Genomic DNA, 18026 nt, shown 5'->3' with positions numbered 1-18026 from the left:
TCAAACCGCCTCCCGGGAGACCTGTTTCAGGCAGATCAGGTTTTCTAGCGTAAGGCAGCGATTCTTTCCCGTAGATACCAGCAGATCGGCGCTAAAGGCGCTTAGGGTATCCAGTCCTGGCACCTCATCCGGGGTCAAGGCCTCGCTGAGATCTTTCAGTGCATTGATGCCTAGGCTGGCTTCCAGGCTGGCGCTGAGGATCACCCGCACGCCCGCCTCGTGGGCCTCCTGGGTCAGGGCCTGAAGATCCGCCAGCGAGCCTAAGATCATCGGCTTGACGATGAGGGCGCTGAGCCCCGGCGCTATGGTAAATCGGTAACCTGGGCTACTGAGGGTCTCATCCAAGGCAAATCCCACGCCTAAGGCCTGATACAGGGTCGTGTTATCGCCCGGGTTTTCACAAGGTTCCTCGATATATTCGATCGCCTCCAATGGCAGACAGGCGAGAAAGTCGATTGCCGCTTCCAGGGAGAAGCAACGGTTGGCGTCCAGCCTTAGCTTGAGATCGGGGCGACGGGCCAGGATGCGATGGATCATGGCAACCTCCTGCTCCATGGAGGTCTGTCCCACCTTGACCTTCACCGCATGAGTAGAGTTTTCCAGGGCATCGATGCGGGCATCCAGCGCCTGGGGCGATTCATCCTGAGCCTGATAGATGAGGGGGATGGTGCGCGCGCCTCGCCGGGCGGCAGGCAATCGTCCCGAGAGTCTGGCGTGAAGCAGCGACAGACCAAATGCCAAGGCGGGAAGTTGTGTCTCCTGGGCCAGTCTTGCCAGCTCGTCGACCGGTTGGTTTATCAGCTCATCCAGCTGGGGCATGAGTTGGTCGACCACTTGGCTCAGCGACTCCTGGCTAAAGCCTTTGAGGGGCTGTTCGTCCACATCCAGGCCGCTCAGGGGGGCAATCTCTACCTCGGCTGTGACAGATTCGTCCTGCTCGTTTACCGCGCTGGCTCTGAGGACCAGCCCCTGACGGTTGTCGATACGCTGCTTGCCCACCGGCAGCAGCTTGTCCAAGGGGATCTGATAGCGATAGAGGCTGAGTTGGCTGAGTATCATGCTTGTATCCTGAGATTAGCGATGAGGGCATCGCAGAAGGCCTCTGGCTGCGCCAGATGCACGTTGTGTCCGGATCCCGGCAGCTTGGTGAGGGATATTCCCTGTCTCGCCTGCCAGGCGCTCGCCAAGGCGAGAAACTTATTGTCCTGCAGGCCGACATAGTAGTGCCAGGGAAGCGCCTGCTCACTGGGTAACTGCGCCAGATCCGCCTGCTGACCCAGAGAGGTGGGCAGGTAGATGCTGGCCAGCGCCTCGGGACTATTATGGGCCCGCTTCTGGATGAGCCTCTGCCGCTGCATGTCGCTTAGGGAGGCAAACACCCCCTGCCTGTACCAGAGGGCGAGAAAATCTGTGATGGGCAATGACAGTAACTTTTGCTGCCAGCGCCTGTCCTGCTCCAGCCGCTGGGCTCTTTCTTCGTCATTGCTAAGCCCTGGGTGACAAGATTCCAGATGTAGGCTGAGCAGACGCTCGGGCGCCCGTTTTGCAAGATGCTGGGCCAGATGCAGGGCGATGCGGCCGCCCAGGGAATACCCCAGCAGATGAAAGCGATTTACCTTTAGCTCGTCCAGGGTCGAGAGGATATGGGTCACGACCCGCTGAAAGCCTGACGAGCCTGGATCGTCCTCCAGCGCCGGGCTGGCGCCATGACCTGGAAGGTCCAGTGCGATACAGCAGAAATGGTGACTGAGGCTAGGGAGGATGGCCTGCCAGTCATCTTTATCTCCCAGCAGCCCATGCAATAAGACTAAGACGGGCCTTTGGCTGTCGCCATCGCATCGGTAGGCCAGCATTAGCTTTGCTTGATCCAGGCGGCGAGGCGGGCGATCTGTTCGCTGGCTTGATCCTGCGCCACACAGACCTCGATGACTGAGGCGCCCGGGTAGGCGAGGGCGTCGCCGTATGCCTCGTTGAAACTCACGATATCCTCGACGCGATTGTAGGGCAGGCCGAACATGGCCGCGCCATAGCCAAACTCCAGGCCGTGGGCCAGACGATAATATCCACTGCGTAGCTTCTCGTCGGGCACGGGCAGCAGGTTGAAGATGTTGCCGCCGTCGTTGTTGAGTATGACGATCACTAAGGTGCCCTGTTGCTTCGCCGCCAGCGCCAGGGAGTTGAGGTCGTGCAGCTGTGACAGATCGCCGATGACAAGCGTGGTCGGACTGGCCTTGTGGGCCGCTATCCCGCAGGCGGTGGCCAGCAGGCCGTCGATGCCCGAGGCGCCGCGGTTTGTAAAGACGCGAGGCGCGATGGGGGTGATGGGGGCGTACATGTCGTAGAGGCGCACCGGCAGGCTGTTACCGATAAATAGCTGTTGCTCACCGCGCCCGGCGATGGTGCGCACCACCTGGGCCTCGCCAAACTCGGCGTCGTCAATCTGTTGCTGGAACAGGGTGGCCAGTTGCTCGTTGGCCTCAATCAGTTGCAGCGCCCAGTTGGCCTCGGAGGATCTCGGCCAGGGCAGTTGAGCAAAGGCCGCAAGTGGGCTTATCCACACCTGCTTGGCACTATGGCTAGGATCGAGCCGGGTCTGCTGGGGCAGCACCTGCCAGTAACGTTTCCATTTCTGCTCGCTAAGATAGCTAATCAGACGTTTCGACAGCAGGCGACCGCCGAACACCAGCACAGTGTCGGCTTCCTGTAGCAGGGCCTTGGCCTTGGGTTGCAGCAGGAGTTGATCTATGTTGCCGATGGCTGCGCCATGTTGCCTCAGCTGAGACTGGGCGTCGGTCAGCAGCGGCCAGCCGAGCTTCTGCGCCAGTTCGATAAGCTGCTCGGGTTGCTGTTCGGGCGCCAGGGTGCCCGCGATGATCACGCCCTTGCCATGAACGAAGCGCGCCAGGGCATCGGGCGTCGGCGCGCTGATAAGCTGGGCGTCGGCAAACTGGTTATAGGGCAGGGCGCTATGTTGCCAGTTGCCCAGCGGGCTGAGGTAGTGGGTGAAATCGGCGCTCATGGAACCCGGATAGAGGGGCTCTCGGTACATGCAGTTGACGTGTATCGGCCCCTTGGCGTTGGCGACCGACTCATCCAGCAGGGTGAGCAGCGCCTGGGGCGGTATCGCCATATCCGGTGTCGGCAGATTGACCTGTTTGGCATAGTCGGCAAAGATGGCCGGCTGCACGATCGCCTGATTGGCGCCGCAGCCCAGCAGCTCTGGCGGGCGATCGCCGGACAAGACGATTAGCGGTACCTGAGTCAGCCAGGCCTCGACTATGGCCGGATAGAGGTTGGCAACTGCTGTGCCCGAGGTGGTGATGATGGCGACCGGGGCGCGGCTGGCCTTGGCCAGTCCCAAGGCGAGAAAGCCCAGGCCACGCTCATCGAAATGAAGATGCTGTTTGAGCTTGGTCTGTTTGGCCGCCGCCAGGGTGAGTGGGGTCGAACGAGAGCCGGGCGCCATGCAGACATGTTGCACTCCAAGGCGTGCCAGCTCTTCGAGGATTAGCGAGCCCCAAAGAAGGTTCAATTCGGCGGTTTTTTCAATCTGCATAATGGTTTAACCAATGAAAGAGTTAAACGATAGTCTATCGTTAAGCATATAGTAAAGGAAACCACAGGCCTAAACTGTTACCCATGTTCCGTCCTGTGACTAACCGCGATTGTCGATCCATTCGCTCATCACCACATGGGTCTTGAGCTTGATGATGTCGGTCTGAGCGTCGATATATTCGCGGATCTCGTGCAGGCGGCGCATGGAGTCGGCCTGCACATAGACCAGGAGATCCATGTCGCCCGTGATGCCGCGGCAGGTGATCACCTCGGGGATAGACTGGAACACATGCACCACATCGGCGCAGCGGGGACAGCGGTGTTGGATCTCGAAGTAGGCGGAGACCCCCTCTTTCTGAGATTCGCTGAGCAGCACCTGATAACCGCGGATGATCCCCGTCTGTTCCAGTTTCTTGATCCGCTCAGAAACCGCGCTGCGCGACAGGCTGACGGTCTCGGCTATGCTGGAAACACTCTGTCTGGCGTCTTGTCTCAGGGCGTTGATGATGGCCTTATCAAACTTGTCCAAGCTGTCCTCTCTGGTATCTGACCAAGCATATGACCGACAAAGTGTCGGCAAATTGATAAAATTCCGTCAAAGTGTCGGCTCTAATTTGAGTTTCGGCGGAAATCTTTGACAGATTGTTTGACCCGCTAAGTCTATACTATCCCCATAGATAACCCTAACAGAACCTAAGATGGAACATAATCACGGTACTATTGGTCGCTGGCAAGGTGCCGGTCTGATGGCCACCACTTTGCTTGGTACAGGCGTATTTATCCTGCCGGAGATGACGATTGCCACCGCGGGCAGTGGTGCCCTGCTAGCCTGGATACTACTCACCCTGGCGATCATCCCTGTGACCCTGGTATTTGCTCGTCTGGCGGGGGTATTTCCCCATGCCGCCGGCCCAGCCTACTTTGTCGAGAAGGCCTTCGGCCGCACCGCCGGACGCACGACCGGACTCATCTTCCTCCTGGTGGTACCAATAGGCACGCCCGCCGCCATCTTGATGACCTTCCAGTTCATCAATGCCCTGGTGCCCCTGGTGGGTTGGCAGCAGTTGATGACCGAGCTGGCGCTGTTGCTGCTCCTGCTCGCGCTTAACCTCAAGGGAATACAGGTATCGGCCAAGTTGCAGTTTGCCCTGACCCTGGCCATCGTCTCTGTGGTGGTGATCCTGTTCGGCGCCGGTGGTGCTAAGCTTGGCGATCTCGAGCTGGCGGCGCCCCAGGCGGGAAGCGATATGGGACTGGTGATGGCGGCGGCCGGTATCGCCTTCTGGAGTTTTCTCGGTATCGAGGCGATGACCCATCTGGCCAACGACTTCAAACGTCCGGACAAAGATATGCTGCCGGCGATGATCATAGGCACCATCTTGGTGGGCCTGGTCTATGTCACCTGCACCTTGCTCCTGCTGTTTGTGCCTAAGGGCGAAGGGCTCGCCATGGTGACCGCCTTCGATCATCTGCTAGGTGGTTATGGCGCTCAGGTGATAGGAATTCTGGGGATCGCCGGCGGGCTCTCCACGGTTAACGTCTATACCGCCAGTGTGGCAAGGCTGATCTGGAGTTTCAGCCGTGAAGGCGTGCTGCCCCGTTATTTCGACAAGCTCAATCAACACAGGGTGCCGGTACGCGCGCTGGTGGCCGTGCTGATCACCATGGCCACGGTTATCTGCCTGACCTATCTGCTAGGCCAGGAGCTGGAACATCTTATCGCCTGGACCAATGGGGTGTTCGTGCTCATCTATCTGGTTTCCATGCTGGCGGCGGCCAGGCTGCTGAGTAAGCGCTATCTGCCTCTGGTGATCATGGGCGTGGCCTTCTGTCTCGCCATGGCCGTGGCACTGGGCGCCAACATGCTTTACGCCCTGCTGCTGGTGTCAGTGCTGGCCCCGCTACTCTGGTGGCAGAAGACTCACCTAGTGCGTAAGCAGACCTGTCGAGCGGGTTAGGCCAAGCAGAAGGTTTAATGAGCAAGGAGGCAGCCTAAGCCGCCTCCTTGGTTGATAGTGAATCCCATCAGATCTGTTGATCTAACTTGAAGTCGAGTCGTACCTGCTGCTTGGTTTGTGGGGTGACCCGGCCCTCTTCCATCTTAGGTTTGTATTTCCACTTCTTTAACGCATTGATGGCCGCGCGGTCGAAGATGCGCTTAGGTTTGGCCTGAATTACCTTGATGTTCTCGACCGCTCCACTGGCTGAGATATCAAACTCCAGCAGCACATAGCCCTCCTTTCCTTCCTGTGCAGCCGATACGGGATACTGAGGCGATACCTGAATGATAGGCAGAGCATCGCTCGTGTCGTTTACCACACGTGAGTCTTGGGTGGTATTGACGACCTTAGGCATCTCGATGACACCCGGGAGTACTCCAGTTTCGCTGGTTTCACTCTGCTCGAATCCCTCGACCCGTCTGGGGGGCTGAAGCGGCTCTTGTTGAGGTTCTATGATGGTTTCGCGCTGCTTCTCTTCAGGCGGTTTGGGCTCGAAGGAGAGGTTTAGGTCGGGTGTCGCAATGGCGTATGTTTGAGTGGGCCGTTCGTTATCGATGAGTTTGGCCATGAAAGCGAACAGAGAAAGGGTGATCACGCCACCGACTATGGCGATAAAGGTTCGTTTTAACAGTGCAGTTTCTTTCATAAAGCATCCTTACCTTATTATCTTTGCTACAAGTTATAGCGCCTATTTGTAAGCAAATGTAAATAACGAACTTATAGGGTTATCACCCTTTTTTAGACTTGGCTAATAAAAAATCGATTTCGGGTCTAATTGAGATATTTTTAATTACATTTGTATAACTAATAATTTACATTTGGCGTTTATCCTAGGGCGAAACAGATGAACTGGGGATTAGGTGTGAAGGCTTTTAATTTTGTTGTGTTATCGCTATTGGGAGGCTTGATCTTGAGTGGCATCAATTCTAGCTATGCAGAGGACGCGTCGGCGATACGGGCGGCCGTCGACAGTCAAGACAGATTGCCCCGTGACAAGGCGCGTGACGGGAATCGGCATCCCGAGGCCATCTTGAACTTCTTCGAGGTGGCGCCTGGGCAGAGAGTGCTCGATCTCTTCTCCGGTGGTGGCTACTACAGCGAGCTGCTGGCCCGAGTGGTGGGCGAGCAGGGCAGTGTGTTGGTACACAATAATCAGGCCTATCTGCCCTTTGCCAAGGAAGATCTGGCCGAGCGCCACTATCAAGAGCGTCTGCCCAATGCCGAAGTGATTATCAGCGAAGCCGACGAGCTGCAACTGCCCGCGGCGAGCTTTGACCGCATCTTCTTCATTCTGGGCTTTCACGACACCTATTATCACGAACCAGGTTGGCCGGCCATCGACAGGGAAAGGCTATTGCAGCAGATGTTTACCAGCCTGAAACCCGGCGGTACCGTGGCGATTATCGATCACGACGCCGCACTGGAAAGTGACATCAACACGGCCCATGAGCTGCACCGTCTGGCCAAGCGTCATGTGGTAGATGCCATGGAGGCGGCCGGATTTAAACTGCAAGGGAGTCTGGCTGTGCTGGAAAACCCAGAGGATAAGCTGACGCTGTCGGCCTTCGATGAGGCGGTGCGCGGCAAGACCAGCCGTTACGTGCTTAAGTTTGTGAAGCCTTAGTTGTGAAGCTTTAGTTCGTGAAGCCTTAGCTTTTGAGAGCGAGTTTGAGAGCGAGTTTGAAAGCTGGGTGCTGAGATTGCGAGTAGGCAACCCTAGCGCGTCTTGTTGATGGCGGCGTTTCTCAGCTGGATCAGTTCGCTGTGCTTGAGGTAGAGGAGTTCGGCGGTGCGGCGGATGATCTGATCTTCATAGCGGCACAGGTTGCCATCGGCGTAGGCCAGGGTCCACATGGCAAGGATCAGCTGCTGTTTCTGCTCCAGCGTGCACTGGTCGTTGATCTCTTTGGTAAATTCAAACAGTGAGGTGGCATTGCCCTGCACCTGTTTCGCCTCGGCAATTAGCGCCTGAGCCTCCTGCATGCTCAGCGATAGCGCCGAGGTGAGCAGCTCTGGCAGCAGCGCGGCTTCCTGCTCATCCAGGGTCTGATCGGCGTAGACCACTTCCAGCAGTAGACAAGCGGCGGCCAAATGCAAGTGTTTGGCCTTCTCCTCGGGAGATTCTGCATGTGTCTGGGCGGTGAGAAATTGCTTTAGCTTGGCGATCATCGCGCATACCTTTCAAGACTTGGGTAGAAGTTAGAGTCCCAGGAAAGGACAGAGTTCATCTTGTGTAGATGAACTCTGTTTCATCGAGGCTTTAGAGCAGGGCGCCTAGTCCCTGCATCAGCAGATCTGTGGTACCGGCGCCGGCGTTGGCGTCGAGATACCCCTTAACGATATCGACCATAGGCTTAGCCAGTTCCTTGGAGATGCCAAGCTTCTCAAAAGAATCATAGACCTGGGCGCCACCCTGAAGTGAGCTGCCAAGATCGCCCGCCTTAGAGAGTAGGCCCGACATGCCAGAGTCGCTGTCGAGCTGCGGCGCTGCCGAGAGCAGGCCATCTATGCCAGGAATCGCCTCGGCGATAGGGCCGAAGCTGTCGCCGCCAAGGGTCGTCTTTGCCAGCGACAGCAGGCTGCCCAGTCCACCTTCCGCCTGGGTCTGGTTGAGACCGAGCTGAGACATCACAGTGCCAACGAGATCGTTGTTTTGAGTCTGGGTGGCGACCTGAGGCGCCTCTTCTTTCTTGGTGAGGTCGTCAAACCAGCCAGCCGACGCCGGGCTGCTGAGCAGTAATGAGCCTAAGATAACCGCGCTGATAGTGGATAATTTCATGAATCGCCATCCCATGGTGATTAAGTGCTAGATAGGCGACCTATTCTAGCCTAGCCTGGCAACAAGTTTGTATCTATTTTTAGACATGTGTTGTGCATTGGCGGCGAAATTTCGGTATCCTGTCGCACTCACAAGTTGGTTTATATCTATCTAATGGAAAGTCACATGTCATTATCAGCGATTTTGACCGAAGCTTATAACTTCTTTCGTAACCATATCCGCCAGTTAGCCGCACTTACCGTGCCTATCTTGTTCCTACAGGTGGGGATTCAGATGTGGTTAGGCATGGAGATCAATAGCGCAGATCTGGAGAATCCCCAGTTTGGCGTGCCCCACATGATCGCTATGATGGTGCTCTTGTTGGTCTTTTCACTGCTTATCGCCGCCCTGACGCTGTTTATGGAGGTGAGATCCCATGGGCATGAGCCGTCGACCGGCATACTGCTTAAGACCAGTCTGAGTTTCGTGCCGCCGCTGCTGCTGGCCGGTGTCTTCTCTGGCCTGGCAATTTTGGCACCTGTGATGCTGTTTGCCGCCTTTGGTCCTATCTGGCTGGTGGGTCTGGTGATCAGCATCTATGTGTTCGCTCGCCTGGCCTATGTGAACTTTATGGTGGTGGTCGAGCGTCTGACGCCGCTGGAAGCGATCAAGGGTAGCTTCAAGTTCAGTGGCCCTATCGCCTTTAAGACCCTGCTGGTACTCATGCTCTATATTCCGCTGTCGCTTATCGGCGGTACCCTGTCTAGCCTGGCACAATCCGTAGGCTTCCCGCTGGTACTGGTGGTCGAGGTGCTGGTGGCCTTCTTCGGCCTGTTCGTCAACGTCGCCCTGTTCCGTCTCTACATGGTGTCGCGTCCCAACATAGACGAGCAGGTGTGATCCTAAAGAGCAGCGCCTTTTAATCCAGCACAGACGGAGTCCTCACCTTGCTCAGCGATATCGAACTGGTTAGCCAATTTTCGCACGACCTGGGTGAAGACTACCGTGTGGCCAAGAGCTATGTGCGTGACGTGCCGACCCAGGCACTGCTACACGTGCGTAGCTTCACCCATAGATTGACCGATAAGCTGGCGGCGTCCCAGCAGCTGGTTTTCGACAGCCCCAACCTCTACGACCGTATCGAACTGCTCAACCGTCAGCGGGTGATCAACGTGCGCCTGACCCGCGCCTTGCACAGGCTGCGCAGTGACGGCAACCGTGGGGCCCATCCCGAGAAATATCACCTCACCGCCGAGGCACTCGAGCAGCTGGCCGAGAAGGCTATCGAACGTCTGGTCAAGCTGGTGGAAGATCTTTATCCGCTGCTCTGCAATGGGCCAGCCCCCGAGTATCGCTTCGAGCCTTTCGATGCCTTCGCCGGGCGGGATCTCTGCTACCGGGCCGTGATGGAAAACGATCCTCAGGCGCAGTATCTGGTGGGCATGTCGCTCAAGACCCGCGCCCTGATGCAGAAAGAGCAAGAGCAGGCCCTGCATGACGAGGCGGAGCAAGAACTTGACCCTCAGAGTGAGGCCAACTTTAAGCAGGCGGCCCACTGGTTTGCTCTGGCCGCGCCCCATCTACCCGAGGCGAAATATGAACATGGCGTGAGTCTGCTGCACGGCTATGCCGGCAAGGCGGACGTGGCGGCGGGCGAGAGCGCCATCATAGCGGCGGCCAAGGCCGGGGTGGTGAATGCCATGGCCCTGCTGGGCTATTTCTATCTGGTGGGCAGCGAGCAGATCAGCATAGATACTCAGCTGGCTTATCGTTACCTGCAGGCGGCGGCGGATCGCGAGCAGTCGGAAGCCATGGCGAACCTGGGTGTGCTCTACTATCAGCAGGCCAACTATGCCCAGGCGTTTCACTATATCTCCAGTGCCGCTCAGGCCGGATTCCCCCATGCCCAGTATCACCTGGCGCTCATGTTGGCGCGGGGCGAGGGCTGTGAGGCCGATCCCCTGGCCAGCGAGCAGTGGATGGCCGAGGCCGCGGAGCAGGGGCAACTCGATGCCATGCTGCATTGTGCCCAGCAGATGCTCAACAACGAGAATGCCCTGGGCAATGACTTCTCTCTGGCGGAGCGCTACCTGAGAGAGGCGGTGAAATATGGCCACAGCGTGCCGGCCATGATAGAGCTGAGCATCGCCCTGGCCGACGGTATATTGGGACGCATCGACGTTGTGGGTTCGGCGGCGCTGCTGAAGATGGCGCGCCAGCGTGGCAATGAACGCGAACGTGAGGTGATAGCCCCGCTGTGGGAGTCGCTGTCTCTGCAGATCGATAAGGTTCTGAGTGTCACCCAAGACGCCGAGGAGCAGAGAGCTCTGCAGCGCGCTCGGGAACTGTTGAGCAATCCCGCCTAATAGCTAACAATTAACAATCATTGCATACAATATCCATTTGTGGCTAAATGTGCGCCTCTGTTCTCAGTCGGTGTGGAGTCGCCTTGTCACAAATCCAACCTATTCGCTGCCATCTCTGCCATCAGACACCTTGTTTGACGCAGTGCGCCGAGCACGACGACACTCTCAACCAACACGCCGCAGAATACGTTAAGCTGGTGTTGGCTATTGGCCATCATGAGCCCCTCTATGTGGATGCCTATTATGGTCCCGCTCTGTGGCAGGCCGAAGCCTCAATGCTGCCCCTGCCAGAGCTGGCTTCGCGCTGTGCTTCACTTATGGCAGGGCTCGTTAATGCTGGTCAGGACCTGCCCTGTCAGCTCCTTAGGGATCGTCATGGCTTCCTGAGCAAACAGCTCGGCGCTGTGGCAGGTTACCTGAAATGCCTGATGGGTCAGAAGTTTAGTTTCGATGCCGAGTCGCGGCTACTCTACGATACCCTGGTGCCCAAACTGGATCTGAGTGACTTCAGTGAGGTGCTCGCAATAATCGATAGCCTGCTGCCCGGAGAGGGCACTCTGGCCAAACGCTTTGACGTTTACCGGCGTCAGTTTATCGTGCCGGCAGACAGAGTGCCTCAGGTGTTCACCGCCGCAGTGGAGCAGGCGAGGTTGCTGACAAAGCGTCATCTGCCTCTGCCGGAAGGGGAGCAGTTCAGGGTCGAGTTCGTCAAAGACAAGATCTGGACCGCCTACAACTGGTATCAAGGAAATTACACCAGCCTGATCCAGCTCAATCAAGACCATCCTCTGCATCTTGAGCGCGCCCTGGAGCTGGCCAGTCACGAGGGTTATCCTGGTCATCACGTGTTTAACCTGCTGCAGGAACGTGAACTGGTGAAGGGGCTTGGCTGGTGGGAATATGCCATCTATCCCCTCTATAGTCCCATCTCGTTTCTCTCCGAGGGTAGTGCCAACTATGGCCTATCGCTGCTGATGACTAAGGAGGAGAGAATCAATTTCGAGCAGCGGGTATTGATGCCCATGGCGGGGATAAAGGGCGATCTGCAGCATTATCATGAGGTGATGGAAGCCTATAAAGCCCTGGCTAATCTGGATACCTTGGTGTGTAGGCAATTGATCGACGGCGAGATAACTCGCGAGGAAGCAGCGCGGTTACTGGTTGAGTTTGCCCTCTACACCCCAGAAAAAGCGGCGCAGCGGGTGCGTTTCTATCAGGCTAATCGTAGCTATGTACTTAACTATCACCATGGTGAGGCGAGCGTTGGGGAGTATGTTACAAATCAGGCCCGTGATAACTCACAGGCCTGGGAAGTGTTTGCCGCTCTACTCGCAAGGCCAAGGGTGGCGAGCGAGATTATTCGTTAGGGTCGTGCTCGAAGGTGCGACCCTGACGTGGGGATTGGGCCTTGCCAAAGGGCGAAGCGGTCTCAAACGGCCGCGACGAAAACCCCTTTTGGTCAAAACCTTGCGTCTGTCCGCCGAAGGCGGCATTCCCCTGCTGGCGGAACTTGGCCAGCTGGCGCTTAAGAAAGACCCGGCCAAACAGGCTCAGGATGATGAAGCTTAAGGCGCCGACAAGAATGACAAAGGGAAGCGCTAGCAAGACCAATGTCATCACAACTAAACCGATAGCGAAGGCCATCCAGCCTTTAGTGCCCGAGAACCTATGCTGGAAAGGCGTCTGTTGAAATTGATGATAAATCATAGTTTCTCCTTCATGGCGATGGCTCGATTGTGCCCATATTCGCCCCACGAGATCACGTTAAATTCGTTTAATCTTCTTCGTAAACTGTTACCAAATGTCTCGGTGGTGGCAGAAACTTATCTTAACCGCCATAAGGTTAACCTAAGCTGAACCGGATGCCGATAACGCATCTTCGGGCTGGTTGACCGCCTGGGCGACACGCTTGCAGATGGTCTCGCGGATCCACTTATGCCCGGGTTCGTCATCGTTGCGCTCGTGCCACAGCAGTACATAGGCCAGGGAGTGGAAGTCGAACGGCAGCGGCAGCTCCTCCAAGGCATAGAGCTTGCGGGCGTGGGCGGCGAAGCTGGAGGGTAGGGTAAAGATAAGATCGCTATGGGCGCAGACGCTGGCGGCGCCATAGAAGTCGGGCACTGTGGTGCTCAGGTGACGTCGCTGCCCCGATTTCGCCAGAAAATAGTCCAGCGCCCACCACTCGTTGCCCTCGCAGCGCACCTGCACATGGGACATCTCAAGGTAGATGTCGAGATCCCACTGATGATTACGAATGGCCGGCAGCATGGGGTGGCCTTGGCGCACCAGGCAGACCTGATGATCGGTAAACAGCGTCTGGTGGGCGATCCCTTCCGGCAGCCTGTCGATGATGAGATCCGACTGTGGGTTGATGTCTCTGCCCGTGATGCCAAAATCTATCTGGCCCTTCTGCAAAGAGGAGAGAGACTTCTCCGTCCACAGGTAGGAGTCTAGCCTGAGATTGGGCGCGTTGTTGAGCAAGGGGCCGATGAAGTAGGGGATCAGCGTCTCATAGGCACTCTCCACCATGGCGAAGGAGAACTGGCGTCTGCTGCTGGCGGGATTGAAGCTAGGCGGCTGAGTCAGCTGGTAGAGTCCCTGCAACATGTCAGGCAGCTGCTGGCCCAGCAGGGCGGCGTGGGCCGTGGGCTTGAGGCCGTGGGCGGTGCGGATAAACAGGGGATCCCCCAGGGTATCGCGCAGCCGGTTGAGGCTCTTGCTCAGGGCCGATTGGCTCAGATGCAGACGGCTGGCGGCGCGGGTCACGCTGCGCTCCTCCAGTAATACCTGCAACATCACCAGTAGATTGAGGTCGATACGCGCCAAGTTGTCGAGATTCATAGATATTCCTTACAGGAAATTAGCTTTTGAAATTATACCATTTCTGTTCATAACTTGGCTGGTCTAAAATAAGCTTCATTACCTTTACCCCTACATAAAATTAGAGAAATATGCGTCGGAACCTGTTACCCATACTCATGTTGATGGTGGTCTTGAGCCCATTAGCCATCGACATCTATCTGCCCTCTATGCCCGTGATGGCGGCCGAATTTGCCGTGTCGGCCAGTCAGGTGCAGTCGACGCTGGTGCTGTTTCTGTTTGCCATGGGTGTCGGTCAGGTGCTGATCGGCCCGCTGGCGGATCGTTATGGTCGCCGTCCTATCGCACTGGGTGGCCTGCTGCTCTATATCGCCAGTAGTCTGTTGGCTGCGGTGGCGATGGAGTTTCAATGGCTACAACTGGCGCGTGTGCTGCAGGGGCTGGCGGCATGCTCAACCTCTATCGTGGTCTTTAGTGCCGTCAGAGACTGTTTCACTCCTAAAGAGGGCGCCCGCTACTACAGCTATCTCAACGGGGTGATCTGTGTGATCCCTGCGCTGGCGCCGACCCTGGGTGGCCTGCTGGCGCTGCAATTTGGCTGGCGCTCCACCTTCGTGTTTATGACACTATACGCCATCATCATAATGATCATCGTCGGCTATCGTCTGCCAGAGACGCGTCCGGCCAACACAGTTACCGAAGGGCCGCTCTATCGCTGGTCGCGTTATAAGCCTGTGTTGATGGACCCGCACTTTATGTTTTATGCCTTCGCCTGTATGGCGGGCATGGCGGCGATTCTTGCCTATGTCTCCTACTCGCCCGTGTGGCTTATCGAGACCATAGGCGTGTCCGAGCTGACCTTTAGCGGCCTGTTCGGTCTCAATGCCCTAGTGAATATTGGCGCCTGTTTCGCTGCGCCCGTGGTGATTCAGAAGCTGGGGAACCGCCCGACCGTTATCGTCGCCCTGAGCGCCATGTTGGTCTCGGCGCTGCTGCAGCTTGCGGTGCAGTGGGCTGGCCCACAGACCGGGCTCGCGGCCGCCTTCGGCTTCATGCTGCCTATGATGCTCTTGTGTATCGGTTTCGCTCTGCTGCTTGGTCCGGCGACCAGCATGGCCCTGGCGGGCTTTGGTGAGCGTGCCGGTACGGCGACCGCCATGCTTGGCTTTATTCAGATGAGCGGCGCCTCGATTCTGGCGGGTCTGGTACAGCAGACCTCGCTGACCGCACCCTACGCCGTAGTCGTCGTCATGGGTGGCCTGGCGAGTCTACTGCTAGTTGCCATGAACATGAGTCGACTAGACACCTGGCACCAGGAGCGTCACGCTCATTGATAGGCGCAACCTAATCCATTAGCAACACCCTTTTAGCCTGCATTAGTGACCTCAATGCAGGCTTTTTTTGGCTTATCGAAACGGATTGGCCCGCCTATCCAGACTGAGCCCGCGCCTTACTTCTGCCCTCAAAGCGGTTACACTAGGCCTCTGCCAGTTGAAAATCGAGGATCTTGTGAGCCGTCCCGTTTGCCCCCAATGCCAATACCCGGTTAATGCCTGTCTGTGCGACAGCATTCGTCCGTTATCTACCCGCGTCGAGCTGATCGTGTTGCAGCACCCCAGCGAGGAGTCCCATGCCAAGAACAGCGTCAAGCTGATGCAGGCTGTGATGGGGGAGCAGTTGCGGCTGGTGGTGGGGGAGACGCCGGAAGATTTTGCCGAGCTGAGGGCCTATCTTGCGGCGCAAAGCCGGCCCGTGTGTCTGCTCTACCCCAGCGAAATCAGTCAGCCATTGGAGGCGTCGGTGCAGCACCATGAGGCGATCTTGCTGCTACTCGACGGTACCTGGCGTAAGGCCTACAAGTTGTTGCAGCTAAATCCCTGGCTGCTTGAGTTTACTGGGGTACACCTGGATCTCGACGCCCCCTCCAAGTACACCATACGTAAGGCTAAACGGGATGATAGCCTGTCGACCCTGGAGGCGGCGGCGCTGGCCATAGAGACGCTAGAACCAGGCTGCGATGTATCGCCACTCCATGACGCCCTAGCGGCCCTGGTGGAGAAACGTCTGGCGGCCATGCCTGCATCTGTGAGGCAAAGATACGAGCCCAAATAACTTGGTGATAAAACTGTGAACCAGCTATAGGTTGCCGGAAAAGCCTATGGGGTAGATCACGATAATCTGAAACGAATTAAGGTCTAATAGCCTGAGTCACTCAAGATAGAGTGGTCAGATAGCTGTGTCAGTTTACTGTCCATGCAGGGAGGCAGTATCGCCCTTGAGGCGCTGACACAGTTATCGGTTCAATGCAGGATGAAGCTTGCCTTGGTGAACTGCTCTGCCGCCGTCGGATAACCATAAAAATACCCTTGGGCGAACCCTTTGCCCATCCCAGCCAGTATCTGTTTCTGCTCCAGCGTCTCGACCCCTTCCACCACAAATTGGATCTTTAGCGCCTGGGCCAGCTGTATCATGGCCTGGCAGAGTTCGCGCCCCTGGGGATCGTTGAGTCGTTCGGCGAAGCCCGCATCTATCTTGAGCGTGTCTATGGGTAGGCTGCCCAACTTGCTGAGGGAAGAGAGCCCGGCGCCGAAGTCGTCGATGGCGATACGCACCCCTAGCGCCTTGAGGTGGTTGAGGGTGGCCTTTACCCGCTTGGGTTGGCGCAGCAGGGCCGATTCGGTGATCTCCAGTACCAGGCCGTTGGCGGGCAGGCCGCTGGATTCGAGCGCATGGGTTACCTGCTTAACAAAATCCGGATGTTCAAGTTGGGTCGCCGACACATTCACGCAGGCCTGAAGTGGTTTATCTATCTCGCTGCGCCACTTGGCGACCTGCTCACAGGCAGTGGTGAGCACCCACTGACCTATGTTGATCAACAGGCCGGTTTCTTCCAGCAGGGGGACGAACTCGCTGGCTTCGATTATCTCTGTATCACTCTTGTGCCAGCGCAGCAGCGCCTCCACTCCCAATACCTGGCTGCCATCGAGGTTGACGATCACCTGATAGGCCAGCAGGAACTGGTTCAGGCTAAAGGCATGGCGCAGATCGTTGATGGTCTTCAGCTTGTATTGGGCATCCCTGTGCATCTGACTGTCGTAGAAGAGCACATGGTTAGGGCTCTTCTTGGCACAGTACATGGCGGTATCGGCAAAGCTGAGCAGCTGAGCGGCCTGGCCACTATGTTCGGGGAAGCAGGCTATGCCTATGCTGGTCCCCAGGAAGAACTTTTGACCGTTGATCTCGAAGGGCGCGTCGAATATCGCCAGCAGCTGCTGCGAGACGGCCTCTATCTCCTCGCTATCCTGGCAATCGCTCAGCACCAAGGTAAATTCGTCGCCGCCGAGACGGGCGATATGGGCATTGTCGATGCAGCTGGCCTCGAGGCGTGCCGCGACCAGTTGCAGTACCTTGTCGCCTGTGGCGTGGCCGAAGCAATCGTTCACATTCTTGAAGCCGTTAAGGTCCATAAACATCACGGCCCCCGGCTTACCGCCTACCTCCATGGCATCGGCCAGTACCTGATCCAGATGCAGCTTGAGCTGGTGGCGGTTGGGGAGGCCAGTTAGGGTGTCGACCATGGCCTGTTCGGTCAGGCGTGACTCCAGCCGCTTCTTGGCGCTGATGTCGCTAAACAGGGTGACATAGAAGATCTCGCCGTCTATCTGCAGCTTGCGGCAGCTCTTCCAGGCTGGAAATTGGCTGCCATCGGAGCGGGTCTTCAGGGTCTCGCCCTGCCAGCTGCCGCGATCTTCCAGGCTCTGTAGGAAATCGGTTTGTCTTTGGCTGGCCTCGCAAAATCCCTGTAGATCCAGCGGGCTCTTATTTAACAGTTGGTCGGCGCTATAGCCGCAGATGCGGCACATCGCCTTGTTGACCGCGATGATCTCATGCTGGTGGTTACTGATGTAGACGGCTTCGGCGCTGTCTTCCAATATGCTGGAGACCAACTGTGCCGGCAGGCGATCGAATCCGTTGGATACCGTCTCGCGCCGTTTTGCCCTGCGATCGGCGGGGTCGAAGCGCGCCAATATCACCATGCTGCCCTCATGATCTGCCGGCAGCATGGTGACTCGGGTAGGCAGCTCACGCCCCAGCTGGCTCATGTGCAGCCAGTTGATGCTGACCACCTCGCCCTGATGGACGCGTTCGATCAGCTGCTGCGCCACCTCTATGCTGTTGATACCGCTGGCCTGGATCCGTGGGGAGAAGTCGTAGGGGGTGGCCGTGATGAAGCTATCGCGCTGGGTGTCGAAATAATCCAGCGTGCCCTGACTGGCCCCTATGAAGGCGTGTCCCTTGAGAACGGCTAGGTAAGCGCACTCATCCTGGCGCCAACTGTCGAGTTGCCGCTGAATCTCAGGCTGTGCGCTGCGAAGCTGCGCCAATAAGGTAAACCAAGGGCCCATAGGGTGCTCCAAGAGATGGCTCGCAAATGGGGCATAGAGCAGCTTTATATCTTGCCTGCGCTGGTCTTCTCTGTGCCAATTGGGTTAAAAATACCGCGAATCGATAAGAGACTCAAACCTA

17 protein-coding genes are annotated in these 18026 nt (G+C 57.1%); 7 read left to right on the top strand and 10 right to left on the bottom strand.

What is annotated here, in order from left to right; translation table 11 throughout:
* The 4 genes from menC to K0J45_RS18465 all read right to left on the bottom strand — a co-directional run bounded on the left by menC (window position 1) and on the right by K0J45_RS18465 (window position 4084).
* Entirely contained in the window at window positions 1–1059 is a 1059-nt protein-coding gene (menC, locus tag K0J45_RS18480) for an o-succinylbenzoate synthase (protein WP_220043617.1), read from the bottom strand.
* Window positions 1056–1853 carry a 2-succinyl-6-hydroxy-2,4-cyclohexadiene-1-carboxylate synthase gene (gene menH / locus K0J45_RS18475; protein WP_220043616.1) on the bottom strand — a complete coding sequence of 266 codons (798 nt, stop codon included), beginning with the start codon at window positions 1851–1853 and terminating at the stop codon, window positions 1056–1058. Before menH ends, menC begins: the two co-directional genes overlap by 4 nt.
* On the bottom strand, window positions 1853–3556 hold the full coding sequence (gene menD, locus K0J45_RS18470) for a 2-succinyl-5-enolpyruvyl-6-hydroxy-3-cyclohexene-1-carboxylic-acid synthase (RefSeq protein WP_220043615.1): 1704 nt from the start codon (window positions 3554–3556) through the stop codon (window positions 1853–1855). Before menD ends, menH begins: the two co-directional genes overlap by 1 nt.
* A 99-nt stretch (window positions 3557–3655) precedes the next feature.
* Window positions 3656–4084 carry an Lrp/AsnC family transcriptional regulator gene (locus tag K0J45_RS18465; protein WP_011867392.1) on the bottom strand — a complete coding sequence of 143 codons (429 nt, stop codon included), beginning with the start codon at window positions 4082–4084 and terminating at the stop codon, window positions 3656–3658.
* A gap of 169 nt (window positions 4085–4253) precedes the next feature.
* On the opposite strand from K0J45_RS18465, the gene yjeH reads away from it, so the two are divergent.
* The gene (yjeH, locus tag K0J45_RS18460) at window positions 4254–5513 is read left to right on the top strand and encodes an L-methionine/branched-chain amino acid transporter (protein ID WP_220043614.1); all 1260 of its coding nucleotides are present in this window, start codon (window positions 4254–4256) and stop codon (window positions 5511–5513) included.
* A gap of 67 nt (window positions 5514–5580) precedes the next feature.
* On the opposite strand, the gene K0J45_RS18455 is transcribed toward yjeH, so the two are convergent.
* Entirely contained in the window at window positions 5581–6201 is a 621-nt protein-coding gene (locus K0J45_RS18455) for an energy transducer TonB (protein WP_220043613.1), read from the bottom strand.
* Window positions 6202–6465: 264 nt separating this feature from the next.
* On the opposite strand from K0J45_RS18455, the gene K0J45_RS18450 reads away from it, so the two are divergent.
* On the top strand, window positions 6466–7179 hold the full coding sequence (locus K0J45_RS18450; protein ID WP_258406724.1) for a class I SAM-dependent methyltransferase: 714 nt from the start codon (window positions 6466–6468) through the stop codon (window positions 7177–7179).
* Window positions 7180–7271: 92 nt separating this feature from the next.
* On the opposite strand, the gene K0J45_RS18445 is transcribed toward K0J45_RS18450, so the two are convergent.
* Window positions 7272–7724 carry a tellurite resistance TerB family protein gene (locus tag K0J45_RS18445; protein ID WP_220043612.1) on the bottom strand — a complete coding sequence of 151 codons (453 nt, stop codon included), beginning with the start codon at window positions 7722–7724 and terminating at the stop codon, window positions 7272–7274.
* Between the two features lie 91 nt (window positions 7725–7815).
* Window positions 7816–8334: a DUF2780 domain-containing protein gene (locus K0J45_RS18440; RefSeq protein ID WP_011867388.1), complete on the bottom strand. Its 519-nt coding sequence runs from the start codon at window positions 8332–8334 to the stop codon at window positions 7816–7818.
* 165 nt (window positions 8335–8499) lie between these two features.
* Between K0J45_RS18440 and K0J45_RS18435 the strand changes: the two genes are divergently transcribed.
* The 3 genes from K0J45_RS18435 to K0J45_RS18425 all read left to right on the top strand — a co-directional run bounded on the left by K0J45_RS18435 (window position 8500) and on the right by K0J45_RS18425 (window position 12046).
* A complete protein-coding gene (locus K0J45_RS18435) occupies window positions 8500–9213 on the top strand; it encodes a hypothetical protein (RefSeq protein ID WP_220043611.1) in 714 nt (237 codons plus the stop codon).
* Between the two features lie 47 nt (window positions 9214–9260).
* Window positions 9261–10679 (top strand): tetratricopeptide repeat protein, encoded by a 1419-nt coding sequence (locus K0J45_RS18430; protein ID WP_220043610.1) that lies wholly within the window; start codon window positions 9261–9263, stop codon window positions 10677–10679.
* Between the two features lie 83 nt (window positions 10680–10762).
* Complete coding sequence (locus tag K0J45_RS18425) at window positions 10763–12046, top strand: hypothetical protein (protein ID WP_258406723.1); 1284 nt, start codon at window positions 10763–10765, stop codon at window positions 12044–12046.
* On the opposite strand, the gene K0J45_RS18420 is transcribed toward K0J45_RS18425, so the two are convergent.
* Both K0J45_RS18420 and K0J45_RS18415 read right to left on the bottom strand, forming a co-directional pair.
* Window positions 12036–12386, bottom strand: coding sequence for a hypothetical protein (locus tag K0J45_RS18420; RefSeq protein ID WP_220043608.1), 351 nt, complete (start codon window positions 12384–12386; stop codon window positions 12036–12038). The two genes, K0J45_RS18425 and K0J45_RS18420, sit on opposite strands and share 11 nt — an antisense overlap.
* Before the next feature lie 141 nt (window positions 12387–12527).
* Window positions 12528–13520 carry a LysR substrate-binding domain-containing protein gene (locus K0J45_RS18415; RefSeq protein WP_011867383.1) on the bottom strand — a complete coding sequence of 331 codons (993 nt, stop codon included), beginning with the start codon at window positions 13518–13520 and terminating at the stop codon, window positions 12528–12530.
* Between the two features lie 110 nt (window positions 13521–13630).
* Between K0J45_RS18415 and K0J45_RS18410 the strand changes: the two genes are divergently transcribed.
* The gene (locus K0J45_RS18410) at window positions 13631–14833 is read left to right on the top strand and encodes a multidrug effflux MFS transporter (protein WP_011867382.1); all 1203 of its coding nucleotides are present in this window, start codon (window positions 13631–13633) and stop codon (window positions 14831–14833) included.
* 175 nt (window positions 14834–15008) lie between these two features.
* Window positions 15009–15611 carry a tRNA-uridine aminocarboxypropyltransferase gene (locus tag K0J45_RS18405; RefSeq protein WP_220043607.1) on the top strand — a complete coding sequence of 201 codons (603 nt, stop codon included), beginning with the start codon at window positions 15009–15011 and terminating at the stop codon, window positions 15609–15611.
* Between the two features lie 188 nt (window positions 15612–15799).
* Here K0J45_RS18405 and K0J45_RS18400 read toward each other — a convergent pair whose 3' ends face one another.
* A complete protein-coding gene (locus tag K0J45_RS18400; RefSeq protein WP_220043606.1) occupies window positions 15800–17905 on the bottom strand; it encodes a putative bifunctional diguanylate cyclase/phosphodiesterase in 2106 nt (701 codons plus the stop codon).
* Window positions 17906–18026: the final 121 nt, after the last annotated feature.

This window comes from Shewanella alkalitolerans (assembly GCF_019457575.1).
In the GTDB taxonomy this organism is placed as follows: Bacteria; Pseudomonadota; Gammaproteobacteria; order Enterobacterales; family Shewanellaceae; genus Shewanella; species Shewanella loihica.
This window is presented reverse-complemented; position numbering and strand designations above follow the sequence as displayed.